16 protein-coding genes are annotated in these 21,043 nt (G+C 69.3%); all 16 read right to left on the bottom strand.

Going from position 1 to position 21,043, the window contains the following annotated elements:
• Positions 1-10: 10 nt before the first annotated feature.
• The 16 genes from ASF43_RS21145 to ASF43_RS21070 all read right to left on the bottom strand — a co-directional run bounded on the left by ASF43_RS21145 (position 11) and on the right by ASF43_RS21070 (position 21,039).
• Positions 11-850: an ABC transporter permease gene (locus tag ASF43_RS21145; protein ID WP_082498047.1), complete on the bottom strand. Its 840-nt coding sequence runs from the start codon at positions 848-850 to the stop codon at positions 11-13.
• 52 nt (positions 851-902) lie between these two features.
• A complete protein-coding gene (locus ASF43_RS21140; protein WP_162241839.1) occupies positions 903-1,943 on the bottom strand; it encodes an extracellular solute-binding protein in 1,041 nt (346 codons plus the stop codon).
• Between the two features lie 64 nt (positions 1,944-2,007).
• Positions 2,008-3,060: an ABC transporter ATP-binding protein gene (locus ASF43_RS21135; RefSeq protein ID WP_056185184.1), complete on the bottom strand. Its 1,053-nt coding sequence runs from the start codon at positions 3,058-3,060 to the stop codon at positions 2,008-2,010.
• 13 nt (positions 3,061-3,073) lie between these two features.
• Positions 3,074-3,967 carry a MurR/RpiR family transcriptional regulator gene (locus ASF43_RS21130; RefSeq protein WP_156373454.1) on the bottom strand — a complete coding sequence of 298 codons (894 nt, stop codon included), beginning with the start codon at positions 3,965-3,967 and terminating at the stop codon, positions 3,074-3,076.
• 287 nt (positions 3,968-4,254) lie between these two features.
• Positions 4,255-10,041, bottom strand: coding sequence for an excinuclease ABC subunit UvrA (gene uvrA / locus ASF43_RS21125; protein ID WP_056185179.1), 5,787 nt, complete (start codon positions 10,039-10,041; stop codon positions 4,255-4,257).
• 166 nt (positions 10,042-10,207) lie between these two features.
• The gene (locus ASF43_RS21120) at positions 10,208-11,839 is read right to left on the bottom strand and encodes an MFS transporter (protein ID WP_200932582.1); all 1,632 of its coding nucleotides are present in this window, start codon (positions 11,837-11,839) and stop codon (positions 10,208-10,210) included.
• Positions 11,840-12,033: 194 nt separating this feature from the next.
• The gene (locus tag ASF43_RS21115; protein WP_056185173.1) at positions 12,034-13,326 is read right to left on the bottom strand and encodes a DUF3422 family protein; all 1,293 of its coding nucleotides are present in this window, start codon (positions 13,324-13,326) and stop codon (positions 12,034-12,036) included.
• A 33-nt stretch (positions 13,327-13,359) separates the two neighbouring features.
• Positions 13,360-14,001 (bottom strand): 2-hydroxychromene-2-carboxylate isomerase, encoded by a 642-nt coding sequence (locus ASF43_RS21110; protein ID WP_056185171.1) that lies wholly within the window; start codon positions 13,999-14,001, stop codon positions 13,360-13,362.
• Positions 13,998-14,231: a DUF1289 domain-containing protein gene (locus ASF43_RS30920; RefSeq protein WP_082498043.1), complete on the bottom strand. Its 234-nt coding sequence runs from the start codon at positions 14,229-14,231 to the stop codon at positions 13,998-14,000. Before ASF43_RS30920 ends, ASF43_RS21110 begins: the two co-directional genes overlap by 4 nt.
• Positions 14,228-14,722, bottom strand: a complete 495-nt coding sequence (locus tag ASF43_RS21100; protein ID WP_056185169.1) for a YbaK/EbsC family protein — start codon at positions 14,720-14,722, stop codon at positions 14,228-14,230. The genes ASF43_RS30920 and ASF43_RS21100 overlap by 4 nt, the downstream gene beginning before the upstream one ends.
• Positions 14,722-15,357, bottom strand: coding sequence for a homoserine/homoserine lactone efflux protein (gene rhtB, locus ASF43_RS21095; RefSeq protein ID WP_056185166.1), 636 nt, complete (start codon positions 15,355-15,357; stop codon positions 14,722-14,724). The genes ASF43_RS21100 and rhtB overlap by 1 nt, the downstream gene beginning before the upstream one ends.
• Position 15,358: 1 nt before the next feature.
• Entirely contained in the window at positions 15,359-16,279 is a 921-nt protein-coding gene (locus ASF43_RS21090) for a hydroxymethylglutaryl-CoA lyase (protein WP_056185163.1), read from the bottom strand.
• 231 nt (positions 16,280-16,510) lie between these two features.
• A complete protein-coding gene (locus ASF43_RS21085; protein ID WP_056185159.1) occupies positions 16,511-17,431 on the bottom strand; it encodes a glyoxylate/hydroxypyruvate reductase A in 921 nt (306 codons plus the stop codon).
• A 105-nt stretch (positions 17,432-17,536) separates the two neighbouring features.
• Positions 17,537-19,546: an acetyl/propionyl/methylcrotonyl-CoA carboxylase subunit alpha gene (locus ASF43_RS21080; RefSeq protein ID WP_056185156.1), complete on the bottom strand. Its 2,010-nt coding sequence runs from the start codon at positions 19,544-19,546 to the stop codon at positions 17,537-17,539.
• A gap of 1 nt (position 19,547) precedes the next feature.
• Positions 19,548-20,252 carry a DUF4126 domain-containing protein gene (locus ASF43_RS21075; protein WP_056185153.1) on the bottom strand — a complete coding sequence of 235 codons (705 nt, stop codon included), beginning with the start codon at positions 20,250-20,252 and terminating at the stop codon, positions 19,548-19,550.
• Between the two features lie 7 nt (positions 20,253-20,259).
• Positions 20,260-21,039 (bottom strand): enoyl-CoA hydratase/isomerase family protein, encoded by a 780-nt coding sequence (locus ASF43_RS21070; protein ID WP_082498042.1) that lies wholly within the window; start codon positions 21,037-21,039, stop codon positions 20,260-20,262.
• Positions 21,040-21,043: the final 4 nt, after the last annotated feature.

Genomic DNA, 21,043 nt, shown 5'->3' with positions numbered 1-21,043 from the left:
AGCGCCGCCGTCATGCCGACTCCCGCTGCGCCGTGAGCCGCAGGTACATCACGAAGAGCACCAGCGTCACCCCCAGCAGCACGGTGGAGATGGTGGAGGCCAGCTCCCAGTTGGGCTGCTGGTTGACCAGCAGGTCGAGCATGTTGGCGATCATCGGCACGCGCCCGCCTCCCAGGATCGCGGGCGTGATGTAGAAGCCCAGCGTGAGGATGAAGACCAGGATCGCGCCCGCTGCCAGCGCCGGCAGGCTCAGCGGGAAGAACACGCGCCGAAAGGCCGTCCAGTGGCTGGCGCCCAGGGTTTCGGCCGCACGGATGAGCTGCGGGTCGATCTTGAGCATGGCCGCGAACAACGGCAGCACCAGGAAGGGCAGCAGCACATTGACCGTGCCGATGACGACACCCAACTGGTTGTAGAGAAAGGCGACCGGCTCGTCGGCCCAGCCCAGCGCCTGCAAGGTGCGGTTGACGATGCCTGCGTTGCCCAGCACCACGATCCACGCATAGGTGCGCACCAGGATGCTCACCCAGAACGGCACGACGACCGCCGCCAGCGCCACCATCTGCCAGCGTGGGGGCAGTCCGCGCAGCCAGTACGCCAGTGGATAGCCCAGCAGCACACAGAACACGGCTGTGATCAACGCAGTGCGGAAGGTGCTGCCCAAAACCTGCAGGTAGGCCGGCACCCGGAAGAGTTCGGCGAAGTGGTCCAGGGTGAGGCCCGACTCGCCGACCACGCTCTTGCCGAGCATGAGCAGCAACGGCAGGTTGAAGCCCACCGCCATCACCACCAACAGCGGCACCACCAGCGCAAAGCCCGGCGCGCCCGCCGAGCGCGACATCCTGTTCATGCGGGTGACTCCTCCATCAGGCTCGGGCAGAAGGGCTCAGGCAAGCGCAGGCTCAAAGGCCGAGCTTGAACTCTTGCCAGCGCTTTTGCAGCAGTGCGGCGTTTGCGGCGGTCCAGGTCGCATCCGTGGGGACTTGGACCTTCTTGTTCACGTCGCTGGTCGGAAAGTCGTTGATCCGCTCCTGCGGCACGAGCTTCTCGATGCCGGGGCTGGCGCCGGTGTAGGGAATGATGTTGGCCGCGACCAGCTGGTTCTGCAGCTTCGACGCTTCATGCAACAGGCCCATGGCGGCTGCCTTGGACGCCGGGTCGGCACCCTTGGGCACCACGAAGGTCGTCAACGACAGCAGGCCCTGGTTGTAGGTGTATTCGAGCTTGGGGTTGCCGATCACCCGCCCGGACCACGCGACGCAATAGCTCACTTCCTTGTCTTCCAGCAACTGGGGCGGCTGCGCTCCGGCTTTCCACCAGACGGCGACGCTGCCTTTGATCTTCTGCAGGCTGGCGAAGGCACGGTCGATGTCGAGCGGGAACAACTTGTCGGGCGCCACGCCATCGGCCAGCAACGCGATCGCCAGGGTCGCTGCGGGGTAGTCGGGCAGTGCACGCTTGCCAGGGAAGTCCTTCACGTTCCAGAAGTCGGCCCAGGTCTTGGGCGGCTTGGTGCCCTTGGCCCATGCCATGAGCGTGGAGGAATACTGCCAGCCGAAAGCGTCGGGCTGGCGCGCCTCGGGATAGATCGGGTCGGGGTTGATGGCCGCCCAGTCCAGCGGCTCCAGCATGCCGAGCGCGCGCATGGCAGCGGTGTCGGTCGCGCCGAGTTCCACCAGGGTGGCGGTGATGTTTTTCGACTGCACCATCGCCTGCAGCTTGCCGGCGCTGGCCGGGCTTTCGCGCGTGACCTTGATGCCGGTGCGCGCAGTGAACGGCTTGATGTACGCCTGCTCCACCGAGTCACCGCTGGGGCCGCCCGCCTCCATGATGCGGAACTCCTTGACCGTGGAGGCCGGCTGGGCGTGGCCGACGGTGACGCACAGCGTCATCGATGCGGCCAGCGCACCGAACAAGGCCTGGTACCGAAGTGATTTGCGCATGGAATCTCCTGGGAGTGGTGGAAAGGAATGGAGGGCAGATCGCGATGAACGGCGTGCGCGCCAGCTATTGGGGCATCGGCCAGGCATGCTCTGCGCGCCAGTGGATGCGCAGCTGATTGCCCGGCAACGCTTCGGCCTGGCGCTGCTGCACCAGAGCGATGACCTGCACGCCATCGCCGGTGCGCAAATGCAGCTTGGTCGACTGGCCGAGGTAGACGCTCTCGACGACCTCGGCCTGCAGACCGTGGCCGCTCTCGTGGGGCAGCAACTCGATGTGCTCGGGCCGCACGACGACATGGACAGGGCCGGCGGCGCAGCCCGCAGCGCTGCAGGCCAGCTCCGTGCCATCCGCAAGCCTCAGAGCGGGCACGCCATCGCGCTGCGACAGTTCGCCGCTGAACAGATTGGCCGTCCCGATGAACTGGGCGACGAAGCGGTTGCGTGGCCGCATGTAGGCCTGCATCGGCGCGTCGACCTGCTGCACCTGGCCCTTGTCCAGCACCACCAGGCGCGTCGAAAGCGACAGCGCCTCCTCCTGGTCATGCGTGACCAGCACGGTGGTCACGCCCAGGTCGCGCTGGAGCTGCCGGAGCTCGAGCTGCACCTGCTCCCGCAGGTTCTTGTCCAGCGCGCCCATGGGCTCGTCCAGCAACAGGATCTCCGGCTCGAAGACCAGCGCGCGCGCCAGTGCCACGCGCTGCTGCTGGCCTCCGGACAGCTCGGAGGGCGGGCGCTGCGCCAGCCCTCCCAGACGCACTTGCGCCAGTGCCTTGTCGACGCGGGTGGTGATCTCGCGCTTCGGTACGCCGCGGATGCTCAGCGCGAATGCGATGTTGTCGAACACCGACATGTGCGGGAACAGCGCATAGCTTTGAAAGACCATGCCCAGGTTGCGCTGCGCGGGCGGTACGTGGGTCACGTCGCGCCCGCCGATCCTGACCACGCCCTCGCTGGGCGCCGTGAGCCCCGCGATCATCGACAGGATGGTGCTCTTGCCTGAGCCACTGGGGCCGAGCAGCGTCACGAGCTCGCCCTGCTCGATGCGCAGGTCGGTCGGCGCTACCGCGGTGAAGTCGCCATAGCGCTTGCCAAGGCCGATGAGTTCGATCGTGCTCATGTTCGTGTGGGGCTTACTTGATCTCGACTTCCATCGCCTTGACAAAGGCTTCGCGACGCCGGGTGGTCTGCAATGCCTTGGGCCCGAGCTTGCGCAGCACGGCCATCAGCAGCGCCTCGGCCGCAAAGTAGTGCGGCAGCATCGAGTCGAAGTAGTAAGGTTGGTCGACCACGATGGTGGTGCCCGCGGCGCCTGAGACTTCGATGGCCGAGCCGGCGTCGGTCAAGGACAGCACCGGGATGCCCTCGGCCTTGGCCAGGTTCACGGCCTTCACCACTTCGCGGGTGTAGGGCCGGTACGTCATGGCGACGAGCAGGTCGCCGGGCTGGATGCGTGCCAGGTCTTCGGCGAGCTGGAAGGCGGGTCCGCCCAGGATGGTGACCGAGGCGCGCATGGTGCTCAGGAACGTGCCGAAGAAATGGCTCAGCGCATAGGTGCCGCGCAGTGCCAGCACATGGACATGCCTGGCCTCGACCAGCATGCTGACAGCCCGGTCCAGCGTCTCCTGGTTCAGCGTGCCGGCGACGGCCAGGACCTTCTGGCATTCGGACTGGGCCAGGTGCTGCAGGGTGTCGGCGGCGCCCTTGTCCTGCCGCGTCACCAATTCGTTGACGTGTGCGCTGTAGAACGGCTGGGTATCGGAGACATGCCGGCGAAACACGTCCTGCAGCGGCGTGAAGCCGTCGAAGCCCAGCCGCTTGCCGAGCCGCGTCAGCGTGGAAGCGTCCACACCGTTGTGGGCCGCCAGTTCGGAAATGCTTTGAACGGCCGCCGAGCCGGGCCGCGCCAGCATGTCGACCAACACTGCCAGCGTGCGCTCCCCCATGCGGTCGCGGCCACGCGCGCTGCGCTCCTGCTCCACCAGGCGGCGCAAGTCTTCGACGGAGTGGGGAGGAACTGCTTTCATGGCGTCGCGCAAATACTGGACGCAAATATACACAACATCTGAACGATTGGAAGCAAATTAATTTGCGTCAATCATGCGGGCTTTCCCTAGGCACGCGCCGTGGGATCGAAGTTGCGTCGAGTCAGGGCCTTCGGTCCCGCCCGAACCGATGAAGGTGTGCGCTGCCTTTGCGAAGGCGGCGCACAAGCTCTTCGGACGAGCCAGCCTGTGCGCCGGGTGCGTGACACGACGGGCCAGCCCCACCGGGGCGGCGCGCTTTCACGCAGTCCCTCCGATGGCCCAGCCGATCAGCGCGCCAGCACAGGCCCCAACGCCCGCCCGGTCGCCGTGTCCAGCGCCACCAGGTCCTCCGGCGCCGCTGCCCCCACGATGCGCCCGCCGCCGTCGCCGCCTTCGGGGCCCAGGTCCAGCACCCAGTCGGCCTCAGCGATCAGGTCCAGGTCGTGCTCGATCACGACCACGCTGTGGCCCCCATCGACCAGCCGGTGCAGCACGCGGATGAGCTTCTCCACGTCGGCCATGTGCAGGCCCACCGTGGGCTCGTCCAGCACATACAACGTGTGCGGCGGCTTCTGGCCACGGCGCGTGACGTCGTCGCGCACCTTGCTGAGTTCGGTCACGAGCTTGATGCGCTGGGCCTCGCCGCCCGACAGCGTCGGTGAAGGTTGTCCCAGCGTGAGGTAGCCCAGGCCCACGTCTTTGAGCAGCTGCAGCGGGTGCGCGATGTTGGGCATGCTGGCGAAGAAGTCGACGGCTTCGTCCACCTCCATCTGCAGCACGTCGCCGATGCTCTTGCCGCGCCAGCTCACGGCCAGCGTCTCGGGGTTGAAGCGCGCGCCATGGCAGCTTTCGCAAGGCACCTTCACGTCGGGCAGGAAGCTCATCGCGATGGTGCGGATGCCCTGGCCTTCGCAGGTGGGGCAGCGGCCTTCGCCGGTGTTGAACGAGAAGCGGCCGGGCGCGTAGCCGCGGGCCTTGGCTTCCAGCGTCTCGGCGAAGAGCTTGCGGATGGTGTCCCAGAAGCCGATGTAGGTGGCCGGGCAGCTTCGCGGGGTCTTGCCGATGGGGGTCTGGTCGACCTCGAGCACGCGGTCGATGCTCTCGTGGCCTTCGACCTTGTCGCAGCCGGTCCAGGCCGGGCCAAACTTGGCGAGGTGGTCGCGGCCGGCCTTGGTCATGCGCTGCGCGACGACCTCCTGCACGTTGCTGAGCAGCACGTCGCGCGCGAGCGTGGACTTGCCCGAGCCGCTGACGCCGGTCACGACGACCAGGCGCTTGAGCGGCAGCGCGGCGTTCACTTCGTGCAGGTTGTGCAGGCGGGCGCCGCGGACGGAGAGCCATGCCTCCACGCCATCGCCTGCAGGCGGCAGACCCTCACCCCTGCCCTCTCCCGCACGCGGGAGAGGGGGCAATACGAAGCGGCGCGGCTTCACCGGGTGGCGCATGGCGTGTAGCAGGTAGCGGCCGGTGACCGAGTCCTCGGCGTTCGACAGATCTGTGACGCTGCCCTCGGCCACCAGCCGCCCGCCACGTTTGCCGGCGCTGGGGCCGATGTCGATGATGTGGTCGGCGCGGCGGATGGTGTCTTCGTCGTGCTCCACGACGACCAGCGTGTTGCCCTTGTCGCCGAGCTTGTGCAGCGCGTTGAGCAGGATGTGGTTGTCGCGCGCGTGCAGGCCGATGGTGGGCTCGTCCAGGATGTAGCAGACGCCCTGCAGGTTGCTGCCCAGCTGCGCGGCCAGGCGGATGCGCTGGGCTTCGCCGCCCGACAGCGTGGGCGCGCCGCGGTCCAGCGTGAGGTAGTTCAGGCCCACCTCTTCGAGGAATTCGAGCCGGCTGCCGATCTCGGGCAGCAGGTCGCGCGCGATGTCGGCCTCGCGCGTGGACATGCGGTTGGCGCCCTGTAGGTTGCCGACCCACTGGCGCACCTGGCTCACCGACATGCGCGCGATGTCGGTGATGGCCACGCCGTCGAAGCGCACGGCGCGGGCCGTGGCGTTCAGCCGCGTGCCTGCGCAGTGCGGGCAGACGGTCTCTTCCACGTCTTCGGCCTCGGGCTCGGCGAAGGTCTGTTCGCGGCCCTTGTTGTCGTCCGCCTGCACCGAGTCGTCGTAGACCTGGCGCTGGTCCTTGGTCAGCTTGACGCCCGTGCCCACGCACTCGGGGCACCAGCCGTGCTTGCTGTTGTAGGAGAACAGGCGCGGGTCCAGCTCGGCATACGACGTGGCGCAGACCGGGCAGGCGCGCTTGCTCGAGAAGGCCAGCAGCTCGCCGATATGGGCCGTGGGCGTGCCGTCCTGCATGGCGGCGCGCAGGCCGTCGAGCTGGCTCAGGATGTGGACCACGCCCTTGCCATGCTCCAGCGCCGTGGCCAGCGCCTCGCGCAGGCGGGCCTCGTTCTCGGGCGTCACGTCCAGGCTGGCCACGGGCAGCTCGATCGTGTGTTCCTTGAAGCGGTCGATGCGCGGGAAGCCCGTGGTCGGCAGGAAGTTGCCGTCCACGCGCAGGTGCGTGTAGCCGCGCGGGCGCGCCCAGTCGGCCAGCTCGGTGTAGACGCCTTTGCGGTTCATGACCAGCGGCGCCAGCAAGCCCACGTGCTGGCCGCGAAACTGGCGCAGCAGCTGCGCCGCGATGCTGTCGGGCGTCTGTGGCTGCACGGGCGCGTCGTCCTTGGTGCAGTGCTGCGTGCCGAGCTTCACGTACAGGAGGCGCAGGAAATGCCAGACCTCGGTGGTCGTGCCCACGGTGGACTTGCGGCCGCCGCGCGACAGGCGCTGCTCGATGGCCACCGTGGCCGGAATGCCGTAGACCGCATCGACCTCGGGCCGGCCCGCGGGCTGCACGATGCTGCGCGCGTAGGCGTTCAGCGATTCGAGGTAGCGGCGCTGGCCTTCGTTGAACAGGATGTCGAAGGCCAGTGTGGACTTGCCCGAGCCGCTGACGCCGGTCACCACGTTGAACTTGCCGCGCGGGATGTTGACCGAGAGCGACTTGAGGTTGTGCTCCTTGGCGTTGACGATCTCGATGGCGTCGGGCCGGGCCGGTGCGGCGGCATAACGGGGCTGGGCCTCGCGCACCTCGTGCGTGCCCTGCGCCATGGCGATCTCGTAATCGCGCAGCGCGGCACCCGTGTGCGAGGTGGCATGCGCGCGCAGGTCCTCCGGCGTGCCGGTGGCCACCAGTTGCCCGCCCGCGTCGCCGCCCTCGGGGCCCATGTCGATGAGCCAGTCGCTGGCGCGGATCACGTCCAGGTTGTGCTCGATGATGACCAGCGAGTGGCCCGCGTCCAGCAGCTTGCGCAGCGCGCGCATGAGCTTGGCGATGTCGTCGAAGTGCAGGCCCGTGGTGGGCTCGTCGAACAGGAACAGCGTGCCCTTGCGCGCCAGGCTCTGGCGCGAGGCCGTGGCGTTCTTGGCGGCCTCGGCCAGGAAGCCGGCCAGCTTCAGGCGCTGCGATTCGCCGCCCGACAAGGTGGGCACGGGCTGGCCCAGCTTCACATATTCCAGGCCCACGTCCACGATGGGCTGCAGCACGCGCAGCACCTCGCGGTCGCGCTCGAAGACGTGGATGGCCTCGCTCACGGTGAGCTCCAGCACGTCGGCCACGTTCATCTGGCGCAGCCGCGCGTTGGCGGCGTCGCGCCGCTCGATGGTCACTTCCAGGATCTCGGCGCGGTAGCGCTTGCCGTCGCAGTCGGGGCAGCGCAGGTAGACGTCGGACAGGAACTGCATCTCCACATGCTCGAAGCCAGAGCCGCCGCAGGTGGGGCAGCGGCCGTCGCCGCTGTTGAAGCTGAACTTGGACGCGGTGTAGCTGCGCTGGCGCGCCAGCGGCGCGTCAGCAAACAGCGCGCGGATCGCGTCCCACGCGCCCACGTAGCTGGCCGGGTTGGAGCGCGCGGTCTTGCCGATGGGGGACTGGTCCACGTAGACCACGTCGCCCAGGTGGTCGGCGCCCAGCAGCCGGTCGTGCTTGCCGGGCGACTCGGTGGCGCGGCCGAAGTGGCGCACCAGGGCCGGGGCCAGCACGTCCTGGATCAAGGTGGACTTGCCCGAGCCGCTGACGCCGGTCACGCAGACCAGGCGCTGCAGCGGGATCTCCACCGAGACGTTCTGCAGGTTGTGTTCGCGCGCGCCTTCGAGGATCAGGCGCGGCGTGTTGTCACCCACCGCGCGGCGCTGGCCCAGGCCGATCTGCTTGCGCCCGCCCAGGTAGTCGCCGGTCAGCGTGTGGGCCTGGCGCAGTTCGGCCGTGGTGCCGTCGAACACGATGTTGCCGCCGCGCTCGCCGGGGCCGGGGCCCATGTCGATCATGCGGTCGGCCGCGAACATGACGGCCGGGTCGTGCTCCACCACCACCAGCGTGTTGCCCGCATCGCGCAGCCGGTGCATGGCCTCGATGATGCGGTGCATGTCGCGCGGGTGCAGGCCGATGCTGGGCTCGTCCAGCACGAACAAGGTGTTGACCAGCGAGGTGCCGAGCGCGGTCGTGAGGTTGATGCGCTGCACCTCGCCGCCCGACAGCGTGCGGCTCTGGCGGTCCAGCGTGAGGTAGCCGATGCCCACATCGCACAGGTAGCGCAGGCGTGTGGTGATCTCCTCGAACAGCAGCTTGAGGGCCTGCGTCTCGCCATGGTCGGTGGCCGATGCGGCGTCGGCCGGCTGGGCCTGGGCGATGCGGTCGAAGAAGCGGCGCAGCCGGTCGATGGGCAGCAGCATGAGGTCGTGCAGCGTGAGGCCCGGCAGGGCTTCGAGCTGCGGGCGCGACCACTGCACGCCCACGGGCATGAAGCGCTTCTCGGGGGCCAGCACGGCGTCGGCATCAGCCTTGGAACCCAGGCGCCACAGCAGGCTTTGCGTCTTGAGCCGCGCGCCGCCGCAGGTCTCGCAGGGCGTGTAGCTGCGGTACTTGGACAGCAAGACGCGGATGTGCATCTTGTAGGCCTTGCTCTCCAGGTATTCGAAGAAGCGCTTCACGCCGAACCAGTGCTGGTTCCACTTGCCGTTCCAGTTCGGCGAGCCGTGGATGACCCAGTGCTTCTGCTCTGCCGTGAGCTGCTTGTAGGGCGTGTCGCGCGGGATGCCGGCGGCCTCGGCGTGGCGCATGAGGTCGTCCTGCGCCTCCTGCCAGGCAGGCGTCTGCATGGGTTTCACGGCGCCGGCGCGCAGCGTCATCTTGTCGTTCGGGATCACGAGGTCGTAGTCCACGCCGATCACGCGGCCGAAGCCACGGCAGGTCTCGCAGGCGCCCACGGGCGAGTTGAACGAGAACATCGACGGGATCGGGTCGCTGTAGCGCAGGTCGCTCTCGGGGCAGTGCAGGCCGGTGGAGAAGCGCCAGATCTCGGGTGCCGCGCCCTCGGCCTCCCCGCCCGCATAAACGTTCATGCGCCCGGCGCCGCGCTTGAGGGCGGTCTCGATGGCCTCGACGGCGCGCGACTTCTCGGCGTTCGCCAGGCGGAAGCGGTCGGCCACCACGTCGAGCAGCTTGCGCGGGCCGGTGGGCGTGGCCACCTCGCGCTCGGCCTGCACGCGCGTGAAGCCGCTGGCGGACAGCCATTCGGCCACCTGCTCGGCCGTCGTGCCGGCGGGCAGCTCGACCGGGAAGGTCACGGCCAGGCGCGGGTCGCCGGCCGCGGCGGCCCGGCGCTGCAGCTCGGCGTAGATGGTCTCGGGCGAATCGTGGCGCACCGGCAGCGCGGTCGCCTGGTCGAACAACTGGCCGGCGCGTGCGAACAGCAGCTTCAGGTGGTCGTTCAGCTCGGTCATCGTGCCGACCGTGGAGCGCGAGGAGCGCACCGGGTTGGTCTGGTCGATGGCGATGGCAGGCGGCACGCCCTGCACCTTGTCGACGGCCGGCTTGTCCATGCGGTCCAGGAACTGGCGCGCGTAGGCCGAGAAGGTCTCGACGTAGCGGCGCTGGCCTTCCGCATACAAGGTGTCGAACACCAGGCTGGACTTGCCAGAGCCGCTGGGGCCCGTGACCACCGTCAGCTCGCCGGTGTGGATGTCGAGATCCAGGTTCTTGAGGTTGTGCTGGCGCGCGCCACGGATGGCGATGGTTCCCTGGGGCATGGAGAAAGGCCTGAAGTCTGGCAAGCGGGCAATTCTAGGGAGAACGGGCCGGCATGCTGGATGTTTGGTCAGTAGTCCAGGCGAAACGGACGGGATTGGCGCGCAGTGCGTGCGCCCAAAAAGAAAGCCCGGCAGAGCCGGGCTTGGTGGGTTCGGGACCGAGGCGTCAGTCGTCTGCGTAGATGTCCACGTCCTTGGTTTCCTTCACGAACAGCGTGCCGATCACCAGCGTCGCGCCCGCGATCACGATGGGATACCACAGGCCGTTGTACATGTTGCCGGTCTGCGCCACGATGGCCAGCGCGGTGGCCGGCAGCAGGCCGCCGAACCAGCCGTTGCCGATGTGGTACGGCAGGCTCATCGAGGTGTACCGGATGCGGGTCGGGAACATCTCCACCAGCATGGCAGCGATGGGGCCGTAGACCATGGTCACGAGCAGCACCAGGTACGTGAGGATGGCCACGATCATGACCTTGTCGATCTTCGCCGGGTCGGCTTTGGCCGGGTAGCCCGCGGCCTTCAGGTCGTCGGCCACCAGCTTCTTGAAGGCCGAGTCCTTGGCCTTGAGCTCATCGGCCGCCAGGCCCGTGGCGTTGTAGCTGGTGATGACCTGCTCGCCGATCTTGATGGTGGCCGGCGCGCCGGCGGGGCCGGCGACGTTCTCGTAGCTCACCGAGTTGGCCGACAGCACCTGCTTGGCGACGTCGCACGAACTGGTGAACTTGGCCGTGCCCGTGGGGTTGAACTGGAACGAGCATTCCTTCGGGTCGGCGGTCACGACGACCTTGTTCTTGGCCTGGGCCGCGGCCAGGTCGGGGTTGGCGGCCTTGGTCAGCGCGTTGAACACCGGGAAGTAGGTCAGCACGGCCAGCAGGCAGCCGGCCATGATGATGGGCTTGCGGCCGATCTTGTCGGACAGCGCACCGAAGATCACGAAGAACGGCGTGGCGATGATGAGCGAGCAGGCCACCAGCACGTTGGCCGTGGCGCCGTCCACCTTGAGCGCGCCGGTCAGGAAGAACAGCGAATAGAACTGGCCCGTGTACCAGACCACGGCCTGGCCGGCGGTCAGGCCGACGAGTGCCAGGATCACGATCTTGAGGTTTTTCCACTGGCCGAAGGACTCGGACAGCGGCGCCTTGGAGACCTTGCCCTCGGCCTTCATCTTGATGAAGGCCGGCGACTCGTTCATGGACAGCCGGATGTAGACCGACACGCCCAACAGCAGGATGGAGACCAGGAACGGGATGCGCCAGCCCCATTCGGCAAAGGCGGCCTCGCCCATGGAGGTGCGCACGCCCAGGATCACCAGCAGCGACAGGAACAGGCCCAGCGTCGCCGTGGTCTGGATCCAGGAGGTGTAGAAGCCGCGCTTGCCACGCGGCGCGTGCTCGGCCACATAGGTCGCCGCGCCGCCGTATTCGCCGCCGAGCGCCAGGCCCTGCAGCATGCGCAGCACGATCAGGATGATGGGCGCGGCCACGCCGATGCTGGCGTAGTTGGGCAGGATGCCGACGATGAAGGTCGACAGGCCCATGAGCAGGATGGTGACGAGGAAGGTGTACTTGCGCCCGATCATGTCGCCGAGCCGGCCGAACACCAGCGCGCCGAAGGGCCGCACGATGAAGCCTGCGGCGAAGGCCAGCAGCGAGAAGATGGTGCGCGAGGCCGGGTCGAGCGCCGAGAAGAACTGGTTGCCGATGATGACGGCGAGCGTGCCGTAGAGATAGAAGTCGTACCACTCGAACACCGTGCCGAGCGACGAGGCAAAGATGACCTTGCGCTCCTCCTTGCTCATGGGGCGATTCGCCTCCGCTGCCCCTGCGGGCATTGTTGCTGCCATTGTCTGTCTCCTGTTGTACGGCACCCCGGTGGGGTGCCTGCGCGGATTCTTGGCGCGCGCACTGACCCCGCTCTGACGTGAAACCAACTGTGACTTACAACTTCAGTAGTAACCCGCGCGTTTCGTTTTGCGATGTGGTGTGAGGCCTGTCAATGGCTGAACACGCGCCGGTGCAGCCGCCGCAGCGACCACCAGACGGTGCCCGCCACCAGCGGTATCGCCAGCGCCGCAGTGCTTTCCGGCGACCAGGGCCAGCCCAGTTTCTGCGCGCCCTTGGCCAGGTAGCTGACCAGGCCGACGATGTAGTAGGTGATGGCCGCGACCGACAGGCCCTCGACCGTGGACTGCAGCTTGAGCTGCAGATCGCCTCGGCGGTTCATGGTGGCCAGCAGGGCCTGGCTGCTCTGCTGCTGCTCGATCTCCACGCGCGTGCGCAGCAGGTTGCTGATGCGCGAGACGCGCTGTGAGAGCGCGTCCTGCCGGCGCGTCGCCCATTCGCAGGTCTTGCGCGCCGGCGTCAGGCGCCGGTCCATGAACTCGGCGATGGTCTGCAGGCCCGCCAGGCGTGTCTCGCCGATGTCCTGGATGCGCCGGTCCACGAGTTCGAAATACGCCGTGCTGGCCGAGAAGCGCGAGTGCGTGGCCGCGTGCTGGCTCTCGACCTGGCCGGCCAGGCGCGTGAGCCGGTCCAGCAGCGCGGGCTCGGCGTCGCGGTCGGCACTGCGGATGGCCTCGGCCAGCGCGGCCAGTTCGCCCTCGGCGCTGGCCAGCACGGCACCGGCCTGCTGCGCGGCGGGAAGGCCCAGCATGGCGGCCATGCGGTAGGTCTCGATCTCCAGTAGCCGCTGCACCAGCCGGCCCAGGCGTCGCGCGGACATGCCGCCCACGTGCAGCAGCATGCGCGAGGAGCCATCGGCATGGATGGCGAAGTCGGTCGTGACCTCGGCCAGGCCGCCGGCCACGCTGGAGCCGATCAGCTGGTCCTCGTGCAGCAGCTGGCGCGCCAGCGCGTGCGTCTCGTCGTCGTGGCCGGCCAGCGCCCACAGGTTCAGGCTGCACAGGCATTGGCCCGGCAACGCCGCCAGCCAGCCGTGCGGCACGGACTCGGCCGCCGCGGCCGGCGTGCGGGTGGCCAGGTCGGGCTCGGCCATCGGCAGCATGAAGGTCCAGGTCACGAACTCGGTGTGCAGCTCCCAGCGCACGCGCAACGGGCCCAGCGCAATGCGCAGGTGCGTGGTCTGCGCGTCGGGTGGCGCCAGGTGGTGGTCGCGCAGCAGCGTCGCCAGGTGCGCGCGGCTGGCCGCCCGGCCCTCGGCGTCGGCCAGCATCACGACATGGGTGATCGCCAACGGCGCCGTCAAGGCCTCGGGTGGGCGCGCGTGGATCTCGTTGTGCAGCAGCGCCCGGTCGGGGTGCTGCGTGGGCTGGGGGGTGTGGAGCATCGGGCGCGATTGTGCGTGCCCGGTGCAGTGGCCTCAACCGGGCGGGCCGGCCTGTTGCTGGCGCGCCGCAGCGTCCCAGTCGCCACCGGCGAACCAGCTGTGGCCGTCCAGGTGGTCGCGCAGCATGGGCAGCGCGTCCAGGCCCCAGAACAAGCGGCCGTCGACGACCAGCGTGGGCACGCCGAACACGCCGGCCGCGATCGCTGCCTCGGTCTGGCTGCGCAGCGCGGCCTTCACATCATCGCCGGCCGGGTCGCGGCGCGGTGCCAGCGCGGCCGTCAACGCCGCCAGGCGCGCCGGGTCGTTGGCGTCGGCGCCACCGCCCTGCCAGACATGGCGAAAGATCGTCTCGCACACATGGCGGTTCGGCTGCGGCGCGGGCCCGCAGGCCAGCGCCAGGCGCAGCAGCGGCAGCGGCGCGAACGGGTGCTGCGCCGGCATCTGCAGCGGCACGCCGTGGCGCTGGGCCAGCCACATGGCCTGCCGGTAGGTCCACTCGCGCTTGCCGGGGATCTCGGCCGGGCCGCGCTGGCCGTGATTGCGCAACAAGGCACCGAGCAGCACGGGCCGGTAGACGACCCGGTGGCTGATGCCCATCAGCGTCTCGGGCAGCTTCTCGAACGCCAGGTAGGCGTAGGGCGAGAGGAAGTCGAGGTGGAAGTCGATCTGCTTCATGCAGCCACCTCGCGCGCCTGCGCGCGTTGCAGGATCGCGCCCCAGACCACGCGCCGCGCCGCGTCGTCCATGCGGCTCCAGCCCGCGATCTCGGGCAGGCTGCGCAAGCAGCCTTCGCACAGACCGCCGGCGTCCATGCGGCAGATGGAGACGCAGGGCGAGCCGACGTCGCCCTGGGATGCCAGCGCGCGCGGAGCGCTGCGCAGCAAGGCACGCGCGGGTGTGGTCACACGATCACCACGTCGGCGACCGGCGCGCCCGTCAGGCGTTCCAGGTCCTGGGGCCGCAGCTTGAACACCGCATGCGGATGCCCGGCCGCGGCCCAGATCTCGCCGAAGCGGAACAGCTCGCGGTCGATCAGCACCACGGGCGGCGTCGCATGCGCCAGCGGCGACACGCCACCGATGGAAAAGCCTGTCTTCGCCTTCACGAAATCGGCATCGGCCCGGCCCGTCTTGCCGACCAGCGCATCGACCTTTTTCTCGTCCACGCGCCGGTCGCCCGAGGTGATGACCAGCACGGCCGCCTCGTCGCTCTTGCGCCTGAAGATGATGCTCTTGGCGATCTGGCCGACCGCGATGCCCAGCGCGTCGGCCGCCTGCTGCGCGGTGCGCGCGGCGTCGTCCAGCATCTGAGGCGCATGCGCGTGATTCATTTCCTGCAAGGCCCGCGCCACGCGCTGCACGCCCTCGGGCAGGCCCGTCAATTCAGCGCCGCACATCACTGGCTCGCCCGCTTGACGAGGAACAGGCTGGCGCCCATGGCCATCAGCACGCCGCCGAACACGCGGTTCTGCGAGCGCCTTGCCCGCGCGCTGCGCAGCAGCCCCTGCAGGCGCGAGGCCAGCCAGGCGTAGCCGTGCATGACCACCACGTCGGCCACCACGGTGGTGGCCAGCAGGATCAGCAGCTGCAACCACAGCGGCCGTGCCGGATCGATGAACTGCGGCAGCACGGCCACCATGAACACGATGCCCTTGGGGTTGGTCATGTTGGTCAACGCGCCGCGCAGCATGCGCTGGCGCACCGAGAGCGTGGCCTCGGCCACCACAGCGCCTGCTGCCTGCTCCTGCACCGGCGCGCGCCACTGGCACCAGCCCAGCCACAGCAGGTAGAGCGCGCCCAGCACCTTGACCACCGTGAAAGCCACGCTGGATGCCATCAGCAGCGCGCCGATGCCGGCACCGGCCACGAGCAGCGTGACAGCCAGCCCGATCTGCAGCCCGACGATGGTGGCCGTGGTGCTGCGCACGCCGTACGACAGCCCGTGGCTCATGCTCAGCACCGCGCCCGAGCCGGGCGACAGCGCAATCACCCAGGCCGCCACGCAATAGGCCAGCCAGACGTTGAGTTCCATGTCAGCCGGCCCTCTTGGTGCGGATGGCCTTGGACACGCGCGACTGCGGCTCGCGGCCCAGGGCCTGGCTGATGTAGACGCCGGCATCGATCAACGCGTCCAGGTCGATGCCGGTCTCGATGCCCATGCCGTGCAGCATGTAGACCACGTCTTCGGTGGCCACGTTGCCGGTCGCGCCCTTGGCATAGGGGCAGCCGCCCAGCCCGGCCACGGACGACTGGAAGTTCCACACGCCGACCTCCAGCGCCGCCAGCGTGTTGGACAGCGCCTGGCCGTAGGTGTCGTGGAAATGGCCCGAGACCGCATCGACATCGAAGTGCGCCAGCGTCGCCGCCAGCGCCGCCTGCACCTGGCGCGGCGTGCCCACGCCGATGGTGTCGGCCACGTCCACGCGCTGCACGCCGATGCCTTTCATGAGGCCGGCCAGGTAGCCCACCTTCTCGGGTGCGATCTCGCCCTCGTAGGGGCAGCCCACCGTGCACGACATCGCGCCGCGCACGGCGATGCCCTGGGCCCGCGCGGCCTCGACCACGGGGGCGAAGCGCTCGATGCTTTCGGCGATCGAGCAGTTGATGTTCTTCTGGCTGAAGGCCTCGCTGGCCGCGCCGAACACCACGATCTCGTCGGGCCACTCGTCGCGCGGCGCGGCGATGGCGGCCTCCAAGCCCTTGAGGTTGGGCGTCAGCACCGAGTAGCGCACGCCGCTGCGGCGTTCGATGCCATGCATGACCTCGGCGTTGTCGGCCATCTGCGGCACCCACTTGGGGCTGACGTAGCTGGTGACCTCGATCTCGCGCAGGCCCGCGTCCTGCAGGCGTTGCACCAGGCCGATCTTGGTGGCGGCCGGCACCGGCTGCTTCTCGTTCTGCAGGCCGTCGCGCGGGCCGACGTCGATGAGTCTGGCGTGGGTGGGCAGGGGCATGGCGATGTCTCTTCTGGCGGGGGGAGCGGCGGGGCCGCAAGCGTAGCGCATCGCCGGGGTCCGCATCGGCCAGTCGGGTATCGGATCGTGCCAGGGCGGCTGTCACCCTCGGTGACCGCGTCTACGTGGCCAGCGGCGGCGCCGTCCTTGTGGCCCGGTGGCGCGGTGCGGTCGGCCGTGCACGAGGCGTTCACGCTGGCTGCGGCCTGGCGCCGGAGCGACGGAACAGTCTCAGTAGCCGCGCTCGAAATCCACCACGCCCGCCACCGCCTCGCCACGCGCCATCGCTCGGATCTTGCCGGCGATCTGCGCGATCGACTCGCTGCGCAGCGTGCGCGCCGAGCCATGCGGCGTGATGCTGATCTTGGGGTGATGCCAGAACGGGTGCGCAGCCGGCAGCGGCTCGGTCTCGAACACGTCCAGCGTGGCGCCGGCCAGTTGGCCCTTGTCGAGCAGCGGGATCAGGTCGTCCTCGACCAGGTGCCCGCCGCGCGCGATGTTGATCAGGTAGCCGCCGGGCTTGAGCGCCGACAGCGTGGCCTTGTTCAGGATGCCGCGCGTGGCGTCGGTCAGCGGCAGCAGGTTGACCAGCACGCGCGTGTTGACGAGGAAGTCGCCCAGCCGTGCCTCGCCCGCGAAGGTGCGCACGCCCTCGATCTCCTTGCGCGTGCGGCTCCAGCCCATGACCGGGAACTCGAAGTGCGCCACGGCCCTGGCCACGCGCTCGCCCAGCACGCCCAGGCCCAGGATGCCCACGGGGAAATCCGCCCGCTCACGCGGCTTGCGGTAGGTCCAACGGCCGGCGCGGGCCTCGGCTTCGTACACGTCGAGCTCGCGAAAGTGGCGGATCACGGCATGGCAGGCGTACTCGGCCATTTGCACCGACATGCCGGCGTCGTCCAGGCGCACGACGGCCAGGCCGGGGGGCAGGCTCAGCTGCATCAGTGCGTCCACGCCGGCACCGATGTTGAACAGGGTCTTCAGGCCCGGCTGCGCGTCGATGAAGGCCTGCGGCGGGGCCCAGACCACGGCGTGGTCGGCAGGCTGTTGGCCGGGCGCCCAGGCCGAGACCTCGGCCTCGGGCAATGCGGCCTGCAGGCCTTGCACCCAGGGTTCGGGCTTGCTGTCGGTCAGGCAGACGGTGATGCGCATCGGGGTGGGTCCTTGTAGGTGCAAAGGGACCGATGCTAAAGCCGCGTCAGCCTGCCCGCGCCGCTGGCCCCTCACCCCAACCCTCTCCCCAGGGGGGCGAGGGAGTCAGGCCGCCAGCTTCAAAAGCTCCGCGCCCTCTGCCACCTGGTCGCCCGGCGCGTACAGCAGCTCGGCCACCGTGCCGTCGGCCGGCGCGGCGATGGTGTGCTCCATCTTCATGGCTTCCATCACGGCCAGGGCCTGGCCCTTGCTCACCTTGTCGCCGGCCTTCACCGCGAACGACACGACCTTGCCCGGCATGGGCGCGGTGAGACGGCCGCCCTCGCCGTGGCTGTCGCCGGCATGGGCCAGCAGGTCGACCAGCTCGATCTGCGTGGCGCCACGACCCGCGAAGATGTGCACCGTCTCGCCCTGGCGCAGCAGGCTGGCGCGCAGGCTGGCATCGCCGAAATGCAGCGTCACGTCGTCCGGTGCGCCCGCGAACCGCAGCAGGCCGGTCTGCCCCGCGACGGTGAGCTGCAGCGCGCCGTCGTGCAGGATGCGCAGCGCCGCCGAGCCCGCTTCGCCGCGGAAGATGTAGTCGAAGCGCCGCTGCATCGGCGTGTAGGCGCGCCAGTCGTCGCGCTGGCCCCAGGGGTCGGCCCAGGTGCCGGGCTGCGGCGCGGCCTGCGCATGCTCGGCCAGCACGGTCTGGGCGACGGCGCCGGCCACGGCCAACGCCAGGCCGATGGGCTCCTGGTCGAACAGCACGGCCTGCTCGCGCGGGATCAGCGCCGTGTCCAGATTGGCGTTGGCGAACGAGGGCGTGGCCAGCACGCGGCGCAGGAACTGCACGTTGCTCTGCACGCCCACCACGCGCAACGCGGCGAGTGCACGGTCGAGCCGGGCCAGCGCCTCGTCGCGCGTGCCGCCATGCACGATGAGCTTGGCGATCATGGAGTCGTAGAACGGCGAGATCGCATCGCCCTGGCGCACGCCCGAGTCCACGCGCACAGGGCCACGCTCGAAGCGCACGCAGTCGGGCAGGCCGTAGACATGCAGCGTGCCGGTCGCGGGCAGGAAGTTGTTGTCGGGGTTCTCGGCGCAGATGCGGGCCTCGATGGCGTGGCCGGTGATGCGCAGTTGCTCCTGCTTGAGCGGCAACTCTTCGCCGAAGGCCACGCGCAGCTGCCATTCCACGAGGTCCTGCCCGGTGATGGCCTCGGTGACCGGGTGCTCCACCTGCAGCCGCGTGTTCATCTCCATGAAGAAGAACTTCATGGAACCATCGGGCCGCTGCTCGACGATGAACTCGACCGTGCCGGCGCCCACGTAGTGCACGGCGCGCGCGGCAGCCACGGCGGCCTCGCCCATCTCGCGGCGCAGCTCTTGCGTCATGCCCGGCGCGGGCGCCTCCTCCAGCACCTTCTGGTGGCGGCGCTGCACCGAGCAGTCGCGCTCGAACAGGTAGACGTAGTTGCCCTGCGTATCGCCGAACACCTGGATCTCGATGTGGCGCGGGCGCTGCACGTATTTTTCGATCAGCACCGCGTCGTCGCCGAAGCTGTTGATGGCCTCGCGCTGGCACGAGGCCAGGGCCGCGGCGAAGTCCTCGGCCTTGTCCACCGCGCGCATGCCCTTGCCGCCGCCGCCCGCGCTGGCCTTGATCAGCACCGGGTAGCCGATGCGGTCGGCCTCGCGCTGCAGCAGCGCCGGGTCCTGGTCGCTGCCGTGGTAGCCCGGCACCAGCGGCACGCCGGCCTTTTCCATGAGCTGCTTGGACTCGGCCTTCAGGCCCATGGCCAGGATGGCGGACGCGGGCGGGCCGATGAACACCAGCCCGGCTGCGGCGCAGGCGTTGGCGAACTCCTCGTTCTCGCTCAGGAAGCCGTAGCCGGGGTGGATAGCCTGGGCGCCCGTGGCCTTGGCGGCGTCCAGGATGCGCTCCCAGCGCAGGTAGCTGTCCTTGGGCGCGCTGCCACCGATGTGCACGGCCTCGTCGCAGGCCTGCACGTGCTGGGCGTCGGCGTCGGCGTCGGAATAGACAGCGACGGTCTGCACGGCCATGCGGCGCGCGGTGGCCGCAACGCGGCACGCAATCTCGCCTCTGTTCGCAATCAGGATCTTCTTGAACATGTCAGGTACCTTGTGAGGCAGCTTGCCCCGAAAACAGCCCGGCCAACTTGCGGCCCAGCAAACGCAGGAACTTGAACAGCACCACCATCAGCAGCACGCTGAGCACCAGCGTGATCACGAGGCAGATGCCGAAGGCGACCGGGTGGTTCGTGGCCAGCCAGATCGCACCGACCACGAGGCCATCCTCCAGCAGGCTCAGCCCGATGTTGGAGAACGGCTCGGGCGAGGTGTTGGCCGCGGCGCGCGTCGTGGCCTTGGTCGCGAACGAGGTGGCGGCCAGCGAGCCACCCAGCAGCGCGGCCACGGCGGCCATGGTGCCGTTGTCGGCGCCGAACACGCCGGCCGCCAGCGCCGCGCCGGCCGGGATGCGGATGACCGAATGCAGCAGGTCCCACAGCGAATCCAGCCCCGGGATCTTGTCGGCGAAGAATTCCACGAACAGCATGAAGCCACTGGCCCCCAGCATGGCCGGGTTCTGCAGCAGGTGCAGGCCCTGCGGCAGGGGCAACCAGCCCAGCCAGCCGGCCATGCCGGTGATGAACAGCACGGCGTAGAGCCGAATGCCGCTGGCCCAGCCCAGCACGGCGGCCAGGGCCAGCAGCTGCGGCAGGTCCAGGCTGCTGCCTTGGACCACGCTGCCTGCATGGCCGGCAGCCACGCCCAGCCAGGCGGCCAGCGCGTTCCACCACTGCGTCAGGATGTCCATGGCGCGTTCAGCGTTCCGGCAGCCAGGCCGGTGCGCGCTTGTTCAGGAAGGACTGCACGCCCTCCTTGCCCTCGGCGCTGGCGCGGATGTCGGCGATGCCTTCCACCGTCGCGCGGATCAGTGCCGCGTCGATGGCGCGCCCGGCCACGTCCTGCACCAGCCGCTTGCAGGCCTTCACGGCCTCGGGGCCCGCATTGACGAGTGCGTTGGCCAGCTCGGCCACCTTGCCGTCCAGCGCGTCGGCGGGCACCACCGCGTGCACGAAGCCGATGCGCAAGGCCTCGGCCGCGTCGAAGCGCTCGGCCGTCAGGAAGTAGCGGTGCGCCGCGCGCGCGCCCATGGCGCGGACCACATAGGGGCTGATGGTGGCCGGGATCAGGCCCAGCTTCACCTCGCTCAGGCAATAGCCCGCCGTGTCGCTGGACACCGCGATGTCGCAGGCCGCCACCAGGCCGGTGCCGCCCGCATAGGCATCGCCCTGCACGCGCGCGATGGTGGGCTTGGGGCAGGCATAGAGCGCGCGCAACATCTCGGCCAGCTTGCCGGCGTCAGCCAGGTTCTCCTCGCGCGTGTAGTCGGCCATGCGCCGCATCCAGTTCAGGTCGGCGCCGGCGCAGAAGGCCTTGCCCTCGCCGGCGATGACGACGCAGCGCACGTCCTCGCGCGCGCCCACGTCGCCGATGGCGGCGGTCAGCGCCGCGATCAGCTCGTCGTTGAAGGCGTTGCGCACGTCGGGGCGTGCCAGCGTGAGGGTGGCGACATGGCGCTCGATGGTGGTGGTGAGCATGGCG

This window comes from Pseudorhodoferax sp. Leaf267, from assembly GCF_001422405.1.
Taxonomy (GTDB): domain Bacteria; phylum Pseudomonadota; class Gammaproteobacteria; order Burkholderiales; family Burkholderiaceae_C; genus Pseudorhodoferax.
This window is presented reverse-complemented; position numbering and strand designations above follow the sequence as displayed.